The organism is Acinetobacter sp. YH1901141 (assembly GCF_013416935.1).
Taxonomy (GTDB): domain Bacteria; phylum Pseudomonadota; class Gammaproteobacteria; order Pseudomonadales; family Moraxellaceae; genus Acinetobacter; species Acinetobacter towneri.
In genome coordinates this window covers 1-19,890 of sequence record NZ_VPEY01000003.1, presented here as the reverse complement: position 1 = coordinate 19,890, position 19,890 = coordinate 1, and the positions used below count along the sequence as shown (strand labels likewise).

Annotated in this window: 11 protein-coding genes and 1 tRNA gene; all 12 read left to right on the top strand. The window is 35.0% G+C overall.

The window, feature by feature from the left end; all coding sequences use genetic code 11:
- The first annotated feature begins 89 nt into the window (after nucleotides 1-89).
- The gene (locus tag FTV52_RS02515) at nucleotides 90-233 is read left to right on the top strand and encodes a hypothetical protein (RefSeq protein WP_154320842.1); all 144 of its coding nucleotides are present in this window, start codon (nucleotides 90-92) and stop codon (nucleotides 231-233) included.
- Nucleotides 234-371: 138 nt separating this feature from the next.
- Nucleotides 372-448: transfer RNA gene (locus FTV52_RS02510), tRNA-Ile, on the top strand.
- A gap of 194 nt (nucleotides 449-642) precedes the next feature.
- Nucleotides 643-1,863: a tyrosine-type recombinase/integrase gene (locus FTV52_RS02505; RefSeq protein ID WP_179989733.1), complete on the top strand. Its 1,221-nt coding sequence runs from the start codon at nucleotides 643-645 to the stop codon at nucleotides 1,861-1,863.
- A gap of 1,760 nt (nucleotides 1,864-3,623) precedes the next feature.
- Nucleotides 3,624-4,628 carry a hypothetical protein gene (locus tag FTV52_RS02500; protein WP_179989731.1) on the top strand — a complete coding sequence of 335 codons (1,005 nt, stop codon included), beginning with the start codon at nucleotides 3,624-3,626 and terminating at the stop codon, nucleotides 4,626-4,628.
- Nucleotides 4,629-4,881: 253 nt separating this feature from the next.
- A complete protein-coding gene (locus tag FTV52_RS02495; RefSeq protein ID WP_179989729.1) occupies nucleotides 4,882-6,450 on the top strand; it encodes a type I restriction-modification system subunit M in 1,569 nt (522 codons plus the stop codon).
- Entirely contained in the window at nucleotides 6,450-7,649 is a 1,200-nt protein-coding gene (locus tag FTV52_RS02490; protein WP_179989727.1) for a restriction endonuclease subunit S, read from the top strand. Before FTV52_RS02495 ends, FTV52_RS02490 begins: the two co-directional genes overlap by 1 nt.
- 10 nt (nucleotides 7,650-7,659) lie before the next feature.
- On the top strand, nucleotides 7,660-8,571 hold the full coding sequence (locus tag FTV52_RS02485) for a DUF5655 domain-containing protein (protein ID WP_001177806.1): 912 nt from the start codon (nucleotides 7,660-7,662) through the stop codon (nucleotides 8,569-8,571).
- Nucleotides 8,572-8,599: 28 nt separating this feature from the next.
- Nucleotides 8,600-11,476: a type I restriction endonuclease subunit R gene (locus tag FTV52_RS02480; protein WP_179989725.1), complete on the top strand. Its 2,877-nt coding sequence runs from the start codon at nucleotides 8,600-8,602 to the stop codon at nucleotides 11,474-11,476.
- Between the two features lie 35 nt (nucleotides 11,477-11,511).
- Nucleotides 11,512-12,486 carry a hypothetical protein gene (locus FTV52_RS02475; protein WP_127801931.1) on the top strand — a complete coding sequence of 325 codons (975 nt, stop codon included), beginning with the start codon at nucleotides 11,512-11,514 and terminating at the stop codon, nucleotides 12,484-12,486.
- A 107-nt stretch (nucleotides 12,487-12,593) separates the two neighbouring features.
- Nucleotides 12,594-12,800, top strand: a complete 207-nt coding sequence (locus FTV52_RS02470) for an AlpA family transcriptional regulator (protein WP_127801930.1) — start codon at nucleotides 12,594-12,596, stop codon at nucleotides 12,798-12,800.
- Entirely contained in the window at nucleotides 12,797-15,034 is a 2,238-nt protein-coding gene (locus tag FTV52_RS02465; RefSeq protein WP_179989723.1) for a YfjI family protein, read from the top strand. The genes FTV52_RS02470 and FTV52_RS02465 overlap by 4 nt, the downstream gene beginning before the upstream one ends.
- A 661-nt stretch (nucleotides 15,035-15,695) precedes the next feature.
- The gene (locus FTV52_RS02460) at nucleotides 15,696-19,787 is read left to right on the top strand and encodes a DUF4011 domain-containing protein (protein ID WP_179989721.1); all 4,092 of its coding nucleotides are present in this window, start codon (nucleotides 15,696-15,698) and stop codon (nucleotides 19,785-19,787) included.
- Nucleotides 19,788-19,890 lie beyond the last annotated feature (103 nt).

Below are 19,890 nucleotides of genomic sequence, written 5' to 3'. Positions count from 1 at the left end.
ATGATTTGTAAATCATTAGACTTTGGTCGTAATTAGCTATGATTCTATTCATCATTTCACTATTCCACGCATCATGGAAGGATACTAAAGTGGCTTATTTGACGACTTTTCTTGTGGCATTGACTGTGTTGTTATTGGTCTTGGTATGGTCAATGTTTGAGTTGTTTTTAGAAGTGCGTAAAGAGAAGCGTTTAAAGTTGCATCGGGCAATGTTTCGGAAAGTGAAGGTGTAGTTTTTATATTTCAATAATAATCAAATTCGTCTGCTGACTATCTATACAGCAATTTCTGAAAATGGCTTGTGTTTTTAAAAAATCTTCGCTAGTATTCTTTGCGCTTGAACTTGTTGAAATATAACAAATTCAATTATAGGGCCTATAGCTCAGTCGGTTAGAGCAGCGGACTCATAATCCGTTGGTCGACAGTTCAAGTCTGTCTGGGCCCACCAGTTTTTTGTAATCATATGCACAGTTTTGTAATGATTTAATATATAAACCCATGAATTATAATGATTCATGGGTTTTTTATTTCTGCTTTTTGCACAACTATGTTTGGTTATGCACAGCTTTATTTGGCCCTCTTGTGTATCCAATCTTGTATCCGATACTCTTTCTGCATTACTCGGATACAAGAGATTCTGCTATGAAAAGAACGGCTTTAGATAACATCAAACAAATCAAAGATACCCATCTTCTTAATCTTGAACCTGAGGATAAGGAATATCGTATTTCATGTGATGCTGGGCTTTATTTTCGTGTATCACCAAAAGGGAAAAAAACTTGGCAAGTCCGCTTTAAGGATGAGGCGGGGAAGTGGAAATGGCACAGTATTGGAAGTTATCCGCAGTTATCGCTTGTAGCAGCTAAACTTGAAGCTTCAACTATTTTTCTTAAGTTACAGCAAAATGAAAAAGTATTAACAAAAAAAGAAATTGAATTGCAAAAGATTGAGGAACAACAACTTAATTTAAAAAGTTTGATGTATGACTGGCTTGATACTAAGAAAACAACTTGGGCTGCAATAACAATAAAGAAAGAAACTCAATCAATTGAAAAACGTATCTTATCTGTTTTTGGTGAATTGGATTTCACCAAAATTTCACCTCAACAATGGCTGACATTTTTTCAGGATATGCTTAGAAGTGAAAGTATTTACAATCGTGTAGAGAAACTAGTTTCACATTGTCGCAATGCCTATGATCTTGCAAAGTTTCATGGACAAATAGAGTCGAACCCTTTGGATGGAATTTTGAAGTATCTTGATAAAGGTAGTAAAGGGAATATGAAGCATGTCAGTCTTCAGGAACTGCCCGAGTTGGTGCAGTCTATTCGAAGCTATAGAAATTCGCATACAGCAATTGCTTTAGAGTTACTTGTTATTCTTTTTCCTCGACCACAAGAATTGCGCTATGCAAAATGGCAAGATTTTGACTTTGAGAAAAAAATCTGGATAAAGCCTGCCGAAACAATGAAATGTGGTATTACCCATGTTGTACCTTTACCAAAACAGGCAATAGAACTGTTATTTAAATTAAAAGAAATTAGGACAGTATCGGATTTTTTATTTCCTAGCAGAGATAGTCTTATACAGCCAATGAGTGAAGCAACTTTAAATAATGCTTTGAAAAATCTAGGCTATCGAGGCCGTCAAAGTCCACATGGATTTAGACATATTGCAAGTACTGCCTTAAATAATCAATTCAGTGATAAAGAACAGGTTATTGAAGCTTGTTTAGCGCATAAAAAACAGGGTGTAAAAGCTGTTTATGACAAAGCTACACATTTAGAAGAACGAATTGAAATTATGCAATGGTGGGCTGACTATCTCAGTAATGTTACTGATAACATTAAAGCCGTAGCATAATTTTTTAATAAGACAAGGCTCGTCCCTAAGGGATCGAGCCTAATGCATTTGTTAACGCTCTTTGTTGAGCAGATGATTACGCCTGTACTGGCGGTTCAATTTTTTCATGCCGACTTAGGCCATATTCCATTTCATATTTCTACTGCTAGGCAATAGTTTTATGCTTGTCTAATCTGGAAGAACAAGCCACGATTTTTTCATGCTGGTGTAGCATTATCCTGATTTAAGTTTCAGGCAAACCCGTATAAGTTTATTTTCATCAGTGACCAAACTTCAGAATACTTACACTGTACCAATCTCGGCCTAGTCAAGGAGACCAATCCCCGACTGAGAAACACGACCAGTGTTCCATTAACCTTTCTTTTCTACATATTGTCCAACATGCTCACGCATGTGCCGACTCAAGTTTTCGCAATGAGCATCCCGACTGAAAAAATCGAAATGTTTTAGGATTCGCTTTAAGCTAGCTATCTCATTTTATCCAACCGACCTAAAAAACAGAGTGTTTTTAAAAATTACTAATGTTTAAAACATCACTAATAATTAAATATTATTTAGGTCGGGAATTACAATTTCCACAATTCATCTTGAACTAAAGTACCTCAAGTTTAATTGTTTTATATGCGCTACTCACCATCGCTCCCACACTGAAAAAATACAGCAGACTTTTAACCAATTTAAGCCTTTTTATTCAGTGCTTCCCAAGTTATTTCAAAGTGTCTTAATGTGCAGACCGTTTATCCTCTCGCCTGTATACATGCTTCCTGTTTCCCCCGACCGTAGTTCCTTAAAAAATATCGGGATATGATGTATACACAACTTTGTAAAGGGTAAAACTCTTACACTCCAATCAGCATCTATCGATTAATGCCGTTACACGTTTAAGCTATCCAGCGACCCATTCAGCTTGCGCAAAATGGTGCCAGCTTTTCCAGCGTTAGCCTCAAAGCCCTAGTACCTTACGGCACTCTCAGCAGCCATCGTGATTGGAAATGAGCATACTTTTCCAAGTAAAAAAACTTGTTCGATCAAGCATACACATTCAGCTATTAACGGAGACTATCGCACATCCTATGCTGCTCCTGACTGTATCACTTTGAACAGGGTTTCAATGTTCCACTATTTTCATAATTTCACACCTAACTTGGCTATTACTAACCAAATGACCATTTCACGATAAATCGCTTATAGGCTCCCGTTTCCTTGTCGCCCAACCACTTTTTATTTGCTTGGAACTCTTAAAAAGTGAATGAACGGATAGAAAAAGGATATTGCAATCCTCTAGCCCCCGTTGCAACGTACCGAGCGAGGTTTCCCCAGCAGTCCGCTACATCGGCAGTATTAAGATGGTTAGTCTTATACTCAGGGCAATATGTATCAAAGTTTTTGAATGGTGGTCAGCCATTCAAACAACTTCAAAAAAGAAAGTTGGAATGGATGGTCAATCCACAATTCGATTGATATGCAGTCATATTATCAGAGTCAATTTAATATATCAATAATATTGATATATTATTTAAACAAGTATAAGATTTGCTGATCAAGGTTCGTAATGCGCACTAGGAACTACTTTATTGTCACCTTACAACGTGAGGTGACAGTGCTAGCGCAATTTGATCAATGCTGATTGCTGACGCGCTCAGCAAAATGGGAAATGTAGAGAAAATTATTGTTGATGAACAATTCAAAAATGAATGAACAAATTTGGATTTAAGTGGATTGTTGATTGACATCAAAAGTGCATAGTTGGATGACATAAAATGATTGATTACAGCCCCCACACAAAATACACCGCACAAAAAATTCAAGATAAGGTCACAAGAGGATCATATTTTTATTGCAAATTTATAGTACAAACTGAGTTAGGTAAAATTGATATTGAAAAGATTATTCATAAATTAACTGAACGCTATTCATTAAATTTAACCAGTCGGCAAAGAACATATCGACTAAAACAAGGATTACCTGTCGCTGATCTCATAGTTCAAGACATTCTTTATAAAGATGCATGGTTATTTGTCTTGTTGGTCAAAACCCCTAATAGCCATCGTCACAGCAAAGAAACCATAGGCAAAGTGACTTCAACAACGGGTTCAGCATATACATCAAAAGATAAAATTGCTGAACTTGAACCTGTCATCTGGGACAAAATCACAGTCGGGCAAGAATTAACTTTTATCCGTCATTACTATAAAGACAATGAACAATTTAATTTCATATTGAATAAACCCTATTTAAGCTTGGATTTTGGAAAATATGAGGCTGAATTAGTACGGTTAAGCCATAAAAAGTATGCTGAACATCAAACTAAGTTTTACCGTAAAAGTAATAAGAATTTCTCATGGACGTGGCGATTTAAGAAAACTGAAGTAGAGAAACAAAAAAAAGAATTAACCCAAATTCTCAATCGAGTGATTTCACAGAAAGATCAGACCAAAGCGCTCAATGATCTTCTTGCATGGCAGAATTATTTTAAAATTTATGCTGTATTCAGAGGTAATCGACAACAGGCGGGACGTTTATATACCTTCGGGAAACTATTCTTTTTCAGTCGGAAAAGACAACGATGGGATCAAGCACAAATGCCTGTGATGGACTTAACAATAATCGCGCGTTATGAAACCTATGCGGATTCTTATACTGAGTATTGTATGCGTAGATATTTTTATGAATCCTTTGAAGCAGAGCTTCCACGTGAAATTTCAAAAACTGAAGATTGGACATTAATCAATGCGTATATTGATGTTGAATATAACCAACTTTAACAAACTGTCTTGTTATTTATTTTGCTTATAATTTAAGTTTTAAATATTAGTAAATATGATATATGGCTTAATTTAAGATACGACATATAAGTCCATTGATCATTTTAAAACCCAAATAAAACCTTATATATCAATATTATTGATATGCATTTAGTGCGACAAATTTTGTCTTTCTATATCCAATTTTGCTGAAAAAACTTTAATTTTCGGTAAACTAGTCATGTTTTATTCATTTCATCGGACATGCATAACAATGACCCAAGTACAACTGCAACAATTACAAAAACAACTTTGGAATATTGCCAATACTTTGCGCGGCACCATGGGCGCCGATGAATTCCGTGATTACATTCTGGGTTTTATTTTCTTTAAATATTTATCAGAAAAATCGGTGAACTTTGCCAATGAATTGCTCGATGGTGAGGAGGTCAGCTTTTTAGAATTAGATGAAAATAATGCTGAGCATGTGCCGTACATCGAAGAAATTAAAAAGAATGCCATTGCCGAAGTCGGTTATGCGCTCACCCCAAAACAGCTATTCCATACCTTAGCCGAGCGTGGTCGTCAGGGCGAATTCATTTTGGATGATTTAACTGCGACCTTAAAATCAATTGAACAAAGTACTTTAGGCACCGACTCTGCCGATGACTTTGCCAACCTGTTTGAAGATCTGGATCTGAACTCCACCAAGCTCGGCAATAATGCCAGCGACCGTAATGCACTGGTGGCGAAAGTCCTGAGTCATTTAGATGATATTGATTTTGATATTTCCAATACCGAAGCCGATGTACTGGGGGATGCTTACGAATACCTGATTGGTGAGTTTGCCTCAGGCGCGGGCAAAAAAGCGGGGGAATTCTATACCCCTCAAACGGTATCGACTTTACTAGCGAAGATTGTCACCCAAGGCAAAGAGCGTTTACGTTCAGTCTATGACCCGACTTGTGGTTCAGGTTCATTATTGCTTCGGGTAAAACGTGAAGTGAAAGATGTCGATATGATTTACGGTCAGGAAATGAACCGTACCACCTACAACTTGGCACGTATGAACATGATTCTGCATGACGTGCATTTTGCCAAGTTCGACATCAAGCAGGAAAATACTTTAACCCGTCCGCAGCATTTAGATAAAAAGTTTGATGCGGTGGTGGCCAATCCGCCATTTTCTGCAAAATGGTCTGCCGATCCGTTATTTTTACAAGATGAACGCTTTGCCGCGTATGGCAAACTGGCGCCAAGTTCTAAAGCCGATATGGCTTTTGTACAGCACATGCTGTATCAACTGGATGACAATGGCACCATGGCGGTGGTGTTACCGCATGGCGTATTGTTCCGTGGTTCAAGTGAGGGCGTGATTCGTCAGTATTTGATTGAGCAGATGAACGTGGTGGATGCCATTATTGGTTTACCAGCCAATATTTTCTATGGCACTTCAATTCCGACCTGTATTTTGGTGTTGAAGAAAAACCGTGAGCATAGCGGCAATATTTTGTTTATTGATGCCAGCAACGAGTTTGAAAAGCAGAAGAATCAAAACAAGTTATTGCCTGAGCATTTGGATAAGATTGTTGCGGCATTTGAACAGCGTGAAAATATTGAAAAATATGCGCATGTCGCGACCTTGCAAGAAGTCAAAGATAACGATTACAACCTGAATATTCCACGTTATGTGGATACTTTTGAAGCGGAAGCCGAGATTGATTTAGATGCGATTGCAAAACAGCTTCAAGCCTTAGAAGTGGAGAGTCAAAAGACCGATGTTGTGATTGCAGGGTTCTGTAAAGAGTTAGGGATTGATTCACCGTTTGCGGAGGTGAAGTAATGGCTGCGCCTCAGTTACGGTTTAAAGAGTTTGATGGGGAGTGGAATAATTTTGAATTAGGGACACTTGGTTATTTTATTAATGGGTTGACTTATGCACCAGAGAATATAGTAGAGAAAGGACTATTGGTTTTAAGGTCCTCTAATGTTCAAAATGGTGAATTAGCTTTTGAAGATAATGTCTTTGTTGATTTAAATGTTGATCAAGAAAAATTGACACAAAAAAATGATATTTTAATTTGTGTAAGAAATGGCTCAAAAAGTCTTATTGGGAAGAATGCATTAATTAAAGATTTACCATGCAGTGCCACGCATGGAGCATTTATGACCGTTTTTAGAAGTGGTTTAGGTGAGTTCGTTTACCAATTACTTCAAACTAAAAGATATTATGAATATATATATGCAGATTTAGGAGCCACAATAAACTCAATAAATGGTAATAATTTAAAAAAATACAAATTTTATTTACCTGAGAAAAAAGAACAAACCAAAATCGCCTCTTTTCTATCGAACGTGGATGAAAAGATCAGCCAACTCACGCAAAAACATGAGCTGCTGAGCCAATATAAACAAGGCATGATGCAAAAGCTGTTTAGTCAGCAGATTCGCTTTAAAGCTGATGATGGGAGTGAGTTTGGGGCGTGGGAAAAAGTGAAGCTTGGAAGCTTGCTAATTAAGCATGACGAAAAAACAGAATTTAATAATCAATATCCAGTGCTTACTTCATCTAGACACGGTATTTACTTTCAAAAGGATTATTTTGCGGGGCAAGATGTAGCAAGTGCAGACACTACAGGATATAACGTTGTTCCATATGATTATTTTACTTATCGACACATGTCAGATGATTTAGTATTCAAATTCAATATTAATACAATTTGTCCTAAAGGTATTGTGAGTACTCTTTATCCTGTGTTTACAGTAAAAGACGAGCATTTAAATAAATATTTTTTGCAGACTATTTTAAATGAAGGACAAGAATTTAAGAATTTTGCAATCATGCAAAAACAAGGCGGTTCAAGAACCTATATGTATTTCTCTAAATTATCAGAGCTGGTTTTAACAATCCCTTGCCTAGAAGAACAAACCAAAATCGCCAATTTCTTATCTGCCATTGACCAAAAAATTGAAGTGGTGGCACAGCAAATTGAACAGGCCAAGCAGTGGAAAAAAGGCTTGTTGCAGCAGATGTTTGTGTAGGGGGAACTGAATGCAACTTTATCAAACCCAAGCACAGACATTACTAGAACTCACCGAAGATCCTTTTCGTTTGGAAAGAGAAATTCAAAGCCTGTTTGAAAGCAATCTTTACAGTTTTACAGGTCTGGAATTCATCAAGTCCGAGTTCACGATCAAGAATAATCGTATAGATACACTGGCTTTCGATCCCGAAAGTCAGGCGTTTGTAATTATCGAATACAAGCGTGAACGCAATTATAGCGTGATTGACCAAGGCGTTTCTTATCTGAATCTGATGCTCGACTACAAGGCAGATTTCATCGTTGAGTACAACGAGAACCAGAGTAAACAGCTTAAACGTCAGGATGTCGACTGGTCACAAAGTCGAATCATCTTTGTTTCACCGAGCTTTACCGACTTTCAAAAGCAGTCTACTAATTTTAAAGATTTGGGCATTGAGCTGTGGGAAATCAAACGCTATCAAGGTGGAATTGTTTCAGTCAATCCATTGCAGAAAGCCAAATCAGCCCCTTCAATTAAGCAAGTGCAAAAGGTTGACTCTGAAGATATTCAAAAAATTGCTAAAGAAATCCAGCAATATGATGAAGCCTATCACTTGGCGGATAAGTCCGATGACATCAAAGAGCTATATGAGCAATTCAGGGACTCAATTCTGGGCTTAACTACCGATTTAGAGGTTCATCCCAAGAAAATGTACATAGCCTTCCGTAAGGGTAAGCGTAACTATGTCTATATGAGTATTGGGACAAAGCAAATTCGTATATGGCTGAATATGCCTTTTAATCAACTGGATGACCCGAAACAGCTCGCGAAAGATGTGACCAATATTGGACATTGGGGAAATGGTGATTGTGAGGTGATCGTCTCAGATACAGAAAATTTAGAATATATCTTGAGTTTAATTAAACAAACATTGAAGTGAATAATTTAAGATTTTAGAGGGGAAGGAAATGACAGTACAAAGCGAATATCAACTTGAAAATGAACTGATCGGCCAACTGCAACAATTAGGTTATGCCTCAGTGACGCTCAAGGACGAAAGCCAACTACTGTCTAACCTGAAAACCCAGATTGAACGTGCCAATGGACTAGCGCCCCTGTCAGAAACGGAATGGAAGCAGGTCATTAGTTTTTTAAACACGGGCACCGTGTTTGAGCGCGCCAAGAATCTGCGTGATCTGTTCCCAGTCAAATTTGATGATGGTACCAGTAAACACCTTTTTTTCCTGTCTGATGATCCTAGCAAGAATATTTATCAAGTCACCAATCAGATTACGATAGATCACCGCGACTATAATGGCAGAACCAGCCGTTTTGATGTGACCTTACTGGTCAATGGTTTGCCTTTGGTACAGATCGAGCTGAAAAAACGCGGCATGGAAATCGCCGAAGCCTTTAATCAAACGCAACGCTATATTCGTGAAGCCTATTGGGCAGGGCAAGGATTATTTGGCTTTATCCAGCTGTTTGTCATTAGTAATGGTGCCAATACCCGTTATTACTCCAACGGCACCACAGGCATCGAGTTTGCCTTTCCCTGGGCGGATGTCCATAACAAGCACATCAATGAAATTGTCGACTTTGCCGAGGCATTTTTAAATCAGCAGCATCTAACCCAAATGCTGACCCAGTACATGGTGCTGCTAGAAACCACCAAAAGCCTGATGGTGCTGCGTCCCTATCAGATTTATGCAGTACAGAAAATTGTGGAGCATGTGCAAAACTCCAATCAGAACGGCTATATCTGGCATACTACAGGTTCAGGCAAAACCTTGACTTCATTTAAAGCCAGTCAGATCATCATGCAAATGCCCGATGTAGAAAAGGTCTTGTTTGTGGTGGATCGTAACGATCTCGACACACAAACCTCACGTGAGTTTAATGCTTTTAAAGCTGAGAGTGTGGACAGCACCGATAACACATCGACCTTGGTGAAACAGCTGGATCAACGCCACGACAAGCTGATCGTCACCACTATTCAAAAGTTAAATCGTGCGATTAGCACAGACCGTTATTTAGAATCGATTGATTATCTTAAAAATAAAAAAGTAGTCTTTATTTTTGATGAATGTCATCGCAGCCAGTTTGGTGAGACCCATCAGAATATCAAGAAGTTCTTTGGCAATGCCCAGATGTTTGGCTTTACTGGAACGCCAATTTTTGAGGAAAACAGCCAGTCCAAGGCCGGTTTAAAGCTCACCACGGATTACCTGTTTAATGAGTGTCTGCACCAGTATGTGATTGTCGATGCGATCCGGGATCGTAACGTGCTGCAGTTCCAGATTGATTATCGTGGCAAATACACCGCCAAAGGCATGGCGACGAATGAAAGTTATGAGGAAGATGTAGAAGGCATCGATACCAAAGAACTGTATGACAACCCGCAACGCTTAGAAATGATTGCCCGCTACATTGTCAATATCCACGATACCAAAACCCGTAATCGTGAATTTACCGCAATGTTCTGTGTCAGTTCGGTCGAAACACTGACCCAATATTACGACCTCTTTGAAAAGGTGCAGGCTGAAAAGCAAATTGAAGATGAAGCACAAGGTCGGATATTTAAACCTTTGACCATTGCCACCATCTTTTCCTATGCGGCAAATGAGGCTGTACCGACTGATGACTTAACTGGCTTGATTCACGAAGAAGCCGCAGATATTCCAAGTCAAGTCAACTCATCCAGTCGGGATAAGCTGGATCGTTACATTGCCAATTACAACCGACAGTTCAAAACTAACTACAATTCAGGTGATCAATTTTATGCGTACTACCGCGACATTGCACAGCGCGTAAAAAACAGACAGATTGATATTCTAATCGTGGTCAATATGTTCCTCACGGGCTTTGACTCCAAGCCGCTAAATACCTTGTATGTTGATAAGAACCTAAAATATCATGGCTTGATTCAAGCATTCTCACGTACCAACCGTGTCTATAACGATAAAAAACCATTTGGCAATATCATCTGTTTCCGCAATCTGAAACGCGCTACAGATGAGGCGCTGGCACTATTTTCCAATAAAGAAACGACCAAGATCGTCCTTGTTCCCAGCTATGCAGAAATTGAACAGGATTACCAAGCAGCGGTGAGCAAACTGTTTGCCTTAACGCCCAATTACCAATCAGTCGATGATCTTGTTACTGAAGAACAGCAACTGGAATTTATTAAAGCTTTCCGTGAAGTGATGCGCTATAACGCGCAATTACAAACTTTTATTGAGTACGATCAAGACCAAACACAACTTGATAAGCAGCACTTTGCAAACTTCGCCTCTAAGTATGCTGACCTATGCCGTGCCGTTAGAAAGACCACCAAGAAAGAAAAAGTATCGGTATTGGATGATGTCGATTTTCAACTGGATTTACTGCACAGTGACCGTATCAATGTTGGCTATATTATCAATCTACTACAGCTCGTAATCGATACAGACTCAGAGGACAAGCGTAAGAAGTACCAAGCGCAAATTTACGATTTAATCAGTAGCGATATCAGCTTGCACGATAAGCAAGACCTCATTCAAAAATTCATTGAAGAAAACATGCCGAAGATGATCAACGGCCAAAGCGTCCAAACAGCTTTTTCTGAATTCTGGGATGCTGAAAAAGAACAGGCCTATCAGCATCTTTGTAAAGAAGAAAACCTGAAACCAGAAGCCATGAAGCAGGTTCTGGAGCATTATGAGTTCACCAAACGCCTACCACGTAAAGAAGAGTTGAAGGACTTACCAAACTATAAGGTTAAGCTGTTTGAGCGGGATAATGTGTTCACTCACTTGATGGTCAAGACACGCCAGTTGATTGAGAAGTTTTATACTGGTTTATAAATCAGTAACGCAGAATTTCAATTTGAGATAATTAAATGGAAAGAGTTACACAAGAAGACAAAGAGGAAGTAGCTATATTTCTAAAAGAATATAGCAAAATTAATAATAAATTTATTAAAATTAAATTTATAAGTAATAATATAAAATTTAAAACTTACCTTAGTAATGAGGAAAAGGATTTCCATGTTGAGAAAATTTATTTATTGTTGGAGGATAAGTCTTTTAAAAAAATATTGGAGTGTGAGTTAAAGCTAAGTGATTTAATTCTTTTTTCTAAAAAATATTATTTCTCAATAAAATATAAGGAAAAACTAGATAGTGGTTTGGTATATAGTGGCACTGAATTGAAAAATTGGCTCAATAAACTTGAGTCAGCAAAAAATAAAATGACAAATTTATTAAATGCATCGCCTCTATCGAAAACTAAGACAACAGTTTTTTATTTAAGTTCAAGCTATGTTAATAAGATTTTGAATTATTTGAGAGAAGAAAAAATAATTGCTGTTATAGATATGGAAATGATAGATGTAAGATTTCATGAACTAAAAGAATATGCAAAAAAATATGATAATAAAGATATTGAAGATTTTTTGGAGTATATGAAAAATAATAATTATATTTCTCCTTTAAGTGGTATGGAAGATGATATAAAAATACCAGAATATAAGTTTTTAAGAAAATATAATGATATTTTACTAAGTGAAAAAATATATAATAAATTAATTGATTATATTGAATTTGTGGATAGTGATCTGCTTGATTTTTTTTACAAGAAAATAGAAACAGAAATATTAAATATGAAATCTCCACGAGTTGATAATACATCGCATAGAACATTCTTTATTAAAAGCATGTGGGATATTGATGGAAAGGCAGAGATTTCCCCAGATAAGAGACCATACAATATAAATATAATTTCTAAATTAATTCAAATTTTTTACACCGACTTAGATGTACTAAGTGATGATGCCGCAAAGGCTAAAGTTAAAGAAATATTAAAAATAAAATAATTTATTTCAATTGTTTAGGTTTTTTTTGGAAAAATATTAAAAAAACATAAGGGCTTATAAATTCAAAAAAACCATGATGGCTCTAGCATTGTTATTGGAGCTCACAAATGCTTTTGAAGATTAAAGATGTTTGCCGTATTCTAAAAGTTAGTAGAAATACGCTATATAACTTGCAACAAAAAGATCCTTCATTTCCGAAACCAATAAAATTTGGAGATAAAAAACAAGCTAGAATTTTTTATCGTGAAAATGAAATAAAAAATTGGGTTTTGAGTTTAGATGCTTCGGATTCTGAGCTGGAGGCTGGAAAATGAATTCAAAATATTCAAACAATACGAGCATAGCTGTTGAAGAAGCAGAAAGCACAAATGCTGCTGATTACTTTGAATATGATTCAATGGTAATTCAGGAGGGGACTGAAACAGCAAATGCTATGAATAGGATTTATGGCCTACTGCCTAAAGAATTCAAAAGGGCTACTAGAAATTTAGAGAACTATCCGAATCTAGAGGACATGCCAGTTATACCGTTGAGAAATTTAAATGGTGAAATTATTGGATTACGATTCATAAATTTAATTAAAGGTAATGAAATAAATATTGGGAATGGTAATATCATTTTTAATGAAAAAAGTAAGTCAGTGCTTTTAGTAACGGAAGATAGTCAAACTGCTTATAAACTATCAGACTCAAAATATAAAATATTATTAGTAAATAATTTAAGTCAAAATAAAGCTCAGCAGATTAAAGAAAAATTTAATGAGGTTTGTATTGTTACTACTTGTGATCATGTGAGCGATCTAAAAAGGCGTCTTTTTAGTTTAGATATTAAAATTATTGGTTTATCTCTACCTGTAGATTCTTTTACATGTACCAAAGAATTAGAGAATGAGATAAATAATCTTATCGCTAGCACTCAACTAATTGATTGGAAAGAGCCACAACCAATTAGAGCTGAATTGTTGCCTGTAAAAAAAATTACCAAAAGTATGTTACCAATGGATCTTGCTGATTATGTGTTTGATGAGGCTGAACGTGCAGATAAAATGCCAGTAGATTTTGTTGCAGTCACACTATTATCATCACTAGGTTCGGTCCTAGGTACAAAAGTGACGATTAAACCTAAACCTTTAGGGGATTGGAGAGTGATGTCAAATCTATGGAGTGCAATAGTTGGAACACCTAGTATGAAGAAATCACCAGCCTATGAAGCAGGGCTTCGTCCAATTTCACAACTAATAGATAAAGAAAAAGAAACAAGTAAGTCTAAAGATTTTGATATGGAAATAGATAAAATTGAAATAAATCATAATTTTAATTGCTCAAATGACGAGTTAGTTATTAAGATGCGAGCTGAAAAATTATCTGCGGAGCAGGAGCTCAAAGAACTAAAAAAAGAACTTACTAAAATAAAAGATGAAATTGAGCGTGAAGAGTTATTTTTAAAAATTGCTAAGCAAGAGCTTAGAATTGAAGCCAACAAAAAAAATGAAGTAGCTAATAAAGAGGATATACCAGAAAAGCGGTATAAAACTGATGATACAACGATAGAAGCTTTATCAGACTTGGAAGTAAATAATCCAAATGGAATTTTAGTATTCCGTGATGAATTGGTTGGATTATTTGCTTTTCTTGAAAAAGATGGTGGATTAGGTAGAACGTTCTTTCTTGAAGGGTGGAATGGTACAGGATCATATCAAATTGATCGGATTGGGAGAGGACCGCAATTTATTCCAAATCATTGTTTAACAGTCATGGGGGGAATTCAGCCTGATAAATTAATTAAATACCTAGAACCAGCAATAAAAGGTTTAGGAAATGATGGGCTTATACAGCGCTTTCAATTACTTGTGTACCCTGATGTTGAAAATTGGGAGTATATTGACCGAATACCAAATAATGATGCACGAAACGCGGTTGACTCAATATTTGAAAGTATAGATAAACTCGATGAAGTTTCTCTTTGTAGTATGGGGGCGAATAGCTCTGATAATTATAACAAGAGTCCATATTTTATATTTTCAGATGAAGCTCAAAATCTTTTTATTGAATGGACTACTGCACTTCACAAGGAGAAAATACAGAATGAAGAACATCAAATAATCCAAGAGCATTTATCTAAATATCCTAAACTCATGTCAGGATTGGCATTATTGTTTCATATTATTGACGGTATAAATTTAGGGGTCGTAGGTAGAGTTAGCAAGCGAGCTACTGAAATGGCAATTGAGTGGTGTGAATATTTAGAAAGTCATGCAAGAAGAATTTATGGACTTGTACTACATTCTTCTAACTTTAGAGCAAGTACATTAGCTAACAAATTGAAAAAACTTCCAGAGTCAGATAAATGGCGGACAGATGGTTTTAGTGCTAGAGAGGTATTTCGTAAAAATTGGAAATCATTAACAGACATACAACATGTATATGAAGCATTAGATATCTTAAATGAAATATGTTGGGTACACGTTGAAAAAGTTGAAGCGACCTTAAAAGGTGGACGACCGACAAAACGATATTGGATAAATCCAAAAATTTATGAAATGATCTAAAACCATACTGACAAAACTGACAGAACATAGTTTTGTCAGTTTTGTCAGTTGGAATATTGAGAAATTACATAAATCATAAAACTAAAAAATCCTTATATATATAGAATTATTAGTAGACAGAAATTTTTCAAAGTATTATTGATTTAGATGAAATTAAATTTTTTACAAAAAACAACAAAAATAACCTATGTATCCAAGTTTGTATCTTTTTTACTTTATTGAAATAATTTTTCTTTAAAACAATGATTTAAGTTAGATTATGGTAATGTCTGGGCAGAACATAATATTTATAGATTTACTTTACTAAGATACGAAAGTTTACTTGTAAAAAAAACAGAACAGCTGACATTTTTTGATTAACCCGCATTCTGTTTAAGCCAATCATTCCATTACTGGCTGTATCATTTCGAAAGTTACCCAGCATGACTCTGATCAGGTTCACAAGCCCCCCGATATCCCCAAACTACTATGAGCCAAATCGAGGTGACCATGACAGAAAATGAGATGAGAGGCCAAAGATCCAGTTTGAGAAAAACGCCAGCGTAGAGTGAAATGATCATTTAGCGATACAGGTTTATCAACTATTAAAAAAATGCTAAATTATTATCATAAAAGAGCAATGTAAAAATATTTTTTTGAATTTTAGAGGTTTTTAGACTAAATGACCGAGGGTACAGCAACATTTGCATATGATTCATTGGAGTCGATTCGTAAGAGACTATTGGATTTAAGTTCAAGAAATTCGCTGTTAAATTATAAGTTTCCACGTGGTAAGTGCCTTCAGTTCATTGAAACTACACCAAACTCTATATTCAAAGCATTAAATGACAGAAAAATAATAGATCTACTACCAATTCCTAAACCATTAGATGCAGAGCTCAAGAGCTACTATGGGGTGGAGGAAAAGAATGGTAGTGGTATTAAAGATCACGGACCAAGTGTTGAATCTTGGGCAAAGCATTTAGGTTATGAGATTAGTTTTGAATTGAGTCACAATTATACGAGTAATTCATCAAAACCTGAAAATACACATGTTTTACAGAGTTTACTTTATCCAAAGGACTTAGAAACTCGAGTTAAATATATTAGACAACAAGCCGAATCATTCATAAATGAAACAGGTTCGAATGTTTTATATATTGCGATTGGTTTTTTAGAATGGACTGAAAGTAAAGATTCAAATCTGAAACGGTTAGCTCCACTTTTCACTCTACCTGTAAAAATTGAAAAAAAGCCAAAAACAAAACATGGGGGCTATGATAATTTTGAATTATCTATGTCAGATGAAGGATTATTAAGTAACGTTACATTACATGAAAAGTTAAAAAATGAATTTGGCTTAGAATTGCCTTTATTGGATGAAGAAAGTACGCCAGAAGATTATTTTGACTTAATTGAAAAAAATATTTTGTCTCATGAAGTAGGTTGGAGTATTAAACGCAAGGTCTGTATGTGCTTGCTAAATTTTTCTAAGCAAGCAATGTATCAGGATCTTGATCCTACGAATTGGCCTAAAGGGTATTCAATAGAAGATCATCCAGTTATTCAACAATTATTTAGTAAGGTGGCCAAAGAAAGTCAGTCTCATAGTTTCGACTCTGAATATGAAATTGATGATATAGAAGATATCCATGAAAAATTCCCAATCATTTACGATGCTGATAGTTCTCAACATAGTGCTTTAATCGATGCCGTAAAGGGGGAAAACTTAGTTATTGAAGGTCCTCCAGGATCTGGTAAATCTCAAACAATTACAAATTTAATTGCTGCAGCAATCAATGATGGCAAGAAAGTACTTTTTGTTGCTGAAAAAATGGCTGCATTAAATGTAGTAAAAGATAGACTAGATAAAGCTGGATTAGGTGGATTCTGTTTAGAATTACATAGTCATAAGTCTAATAAGTTAAAAATATTACATGACTTAAATGAACAATATAAGCAATTGGAGCACAATGCTAAAATACATGAAATACAAATCACAAAAAACAAACTTGAGTTAAGTAAAAATTATTTAAATCAATATGTAAAAAGAATTAATAAAGAGTGGGGAGAGACGAAATATACAGCACATGAAATTTTAACAAAAGCAACTTACTTCAAGAATTTATTGGATATAAATCCTGAAGATGTATTAATCGATAATTTAAATTTGATTACATTAAATCAGGATGATATCCAAAACTATATTGATTGGGGGAAGTTGTTAGAAAATTCATTTATACAAACTCGAGATCAATGCCCTGACAAGGAGATCTATAAACACTATTGGTTTGGGGTTAATAAGGTAAACTTAATTGATTCTGAAAAAGCAGAAATTGTGAAATTTCTTAAAGAGTGGAACTATGAATTAACAGTAATACAACGTTTATTTTCTGAGCTTTTTTTTTGTGATGATGTGAATTTAGAATTAGTTGAAAGAGTAACTAATAATGCAAAAGAATTACCAAATTTCGATGAGGAAATATCTTATCATTTAATTAATGATCAAATCGATAATATTAGTTTGCTATCTGAATACATTAATTTGTATGATGAAATTAATAAAAACTACAGAGTAATTGTTGCGGTAATTAACAAAGAATATCTTGGAGAGTCAAATTCTCGTGAAGTTGAAATCATTAGGAATTTGATAAATGAAAGCAAAGCATTTGATAAAAGTATCACTTTAGAAGATATAGATGAAGCGATACACCAACTAGAAAAAATTAAGACTGCTTTGTTGGATTTAAAGCCTGATATTGAACTAATTGAAAAGAATATACCTTCTGAACTTAAGAAGGTGTTTGGATATTCAGAAGAAAATTTTAAAGCTATGGAGATATTGGTAGGACATTTAAAAGGGTTGCCATTTGATCTTCTAAAACATAGAAATGAAATATTTGATGAATCTAGTATTGATCAGTTTATAGTTGATTTTGAACCAATATTTAAACAGTTGCATCAAAACTATCAAGATTGTCAAAGACTGTACAAATTAGAGATCTTGCCTAGTGTGGAAGACTTAGAGATAAATTACAAAAATATATGTATAGGTGGATTTTTTAAATATTTTACGATGCGTTGGTGGAGCGCTCGAAAGTTTATATTAGGTATCAGTAAAAATGAAGGTACTCCACTTATTGAAATACAAAATAATTTTTCTAAATTAATAGATTTTAAGAAAGGTATTGATTCTGCAAATAAATTGAATGATAAATTTAAAATATTAAATCATATGTATGATGGAGTTAATACGCCATTAAATGATATTAAAATATTGCGTGATTGGTACAAAGGCGTTCGTCATGAATATGGTATTGGTTTTGATGAGAAGGTGAAGATAGGTTCTGCTATCTTAAGATTAGAGAGCCACTTAGTAAAATCTATCATTGAAGAATATGATCGTAAAGTTGCACCTAAGATTAAAGATTTATTGAATTTACTGCAGGGCTTTTCTACTTTATATGCAAGTAAAATTAGTTATTTGAGAAACGTCCACGAAATTATTGATGATGAAAGTGAGATTTCTCGTACATTAATTTCTCTTAAAGAATTAAAGTTAAAACTTGGGCCCTTTATTATTGATAAAAAATCTTCATTAGCTCGTATTGAAAATGAATTAATTTTATTTGATGCTAATGTAGTAAAAGTAACTCGATTTAATGAAATTAGAAAAAATTATCCTCAATTGTCTAAAGAATGGAACTTTGATGATTTAAAAGGGGAAATTAATGTTGCTGAACTAAATCGCGCTCAAAAGACTCTTAAGCTTTTAAATATAATTTCTGATTCATTCGGAATTTTAAGAGAGAAACTATCTAAGATATCAGATAAGGAAAGTTATCAAAGATTAAAAAAATCTTTAGATGAAATCTCTCATCATTTCAAAAATGAAGGAATAAGAAGAAAACAATTTGAAGAGCATTCTAATGTTGAAGCAAATTGGACCAATCAGCTTAAAAATTCTTTTATTGAAACGATAAAAAGAAATAATTTAGCTTTAGAGAATGAAGATTGGTTATTTACATGGAGTAATTACCATACTATTAAGAATAAAGCTGAAAATTCTGGTTTAAGATGCATTATTAAAAAGTTGGAAAATGCCGAATTAGAGAGGTATTCAGTTGCTGACGTGGTGCAACTATCTTTATATAGTTCTTTAGCAAAGCATATTATTAATACAGATACACTGATTCAAAAATATAACGGTATAGAATTATCGACTATGGTTAGTAATTTTCAGAATTATGATAATGAATTACTAGTATTACAAAGAAAGCAGATTGCTTGTAATGCCTCATCAGTCGATGTTCCTGTAGGGATTGCTTATGGTAGAGTATCTGATTTAACAGAATATTCATTAATTGCAAAAGAGGTTTCAAAAAAAACAAGACATATTCCAATTCGGTCTTTGCTAGAAAGAGCACCTAAATCAATTCAAGCATTAAAACCATGTTTCATGATGAGTCCTATGTCTGTTGCTCAGTACTTAAAGCCAGGACTTTTTGATTTTGATTTGGTTGTGATGGATGAAGCATCTCAAATTTTGCCAGAAGATGCGATTGGAGCATTAGCTAGAGGCAAAAGTGCAATTATTGTCGGTGATCCAAAACAATTACCACCTACAAGCTTTTTCAGCACATCAGTTAACTTTGACGATGCAAATGAAGATGAACTTGTTGGAGTAGAGGATGCTGAAAGTATCTTAGATTCAGTCTCAATGTTTAAGAAGAGGCGTTTACGTTGGCATGGTAATACCCCCATTTTTAATTGAATTAATGGGTAGAAAATCTAAAGCCTTGTTATTGTTTAAAAATAGGTGGACAACCATTTACTGACATATGAGGTCGTTCATGATTATAAAAGTACTGCCAGTC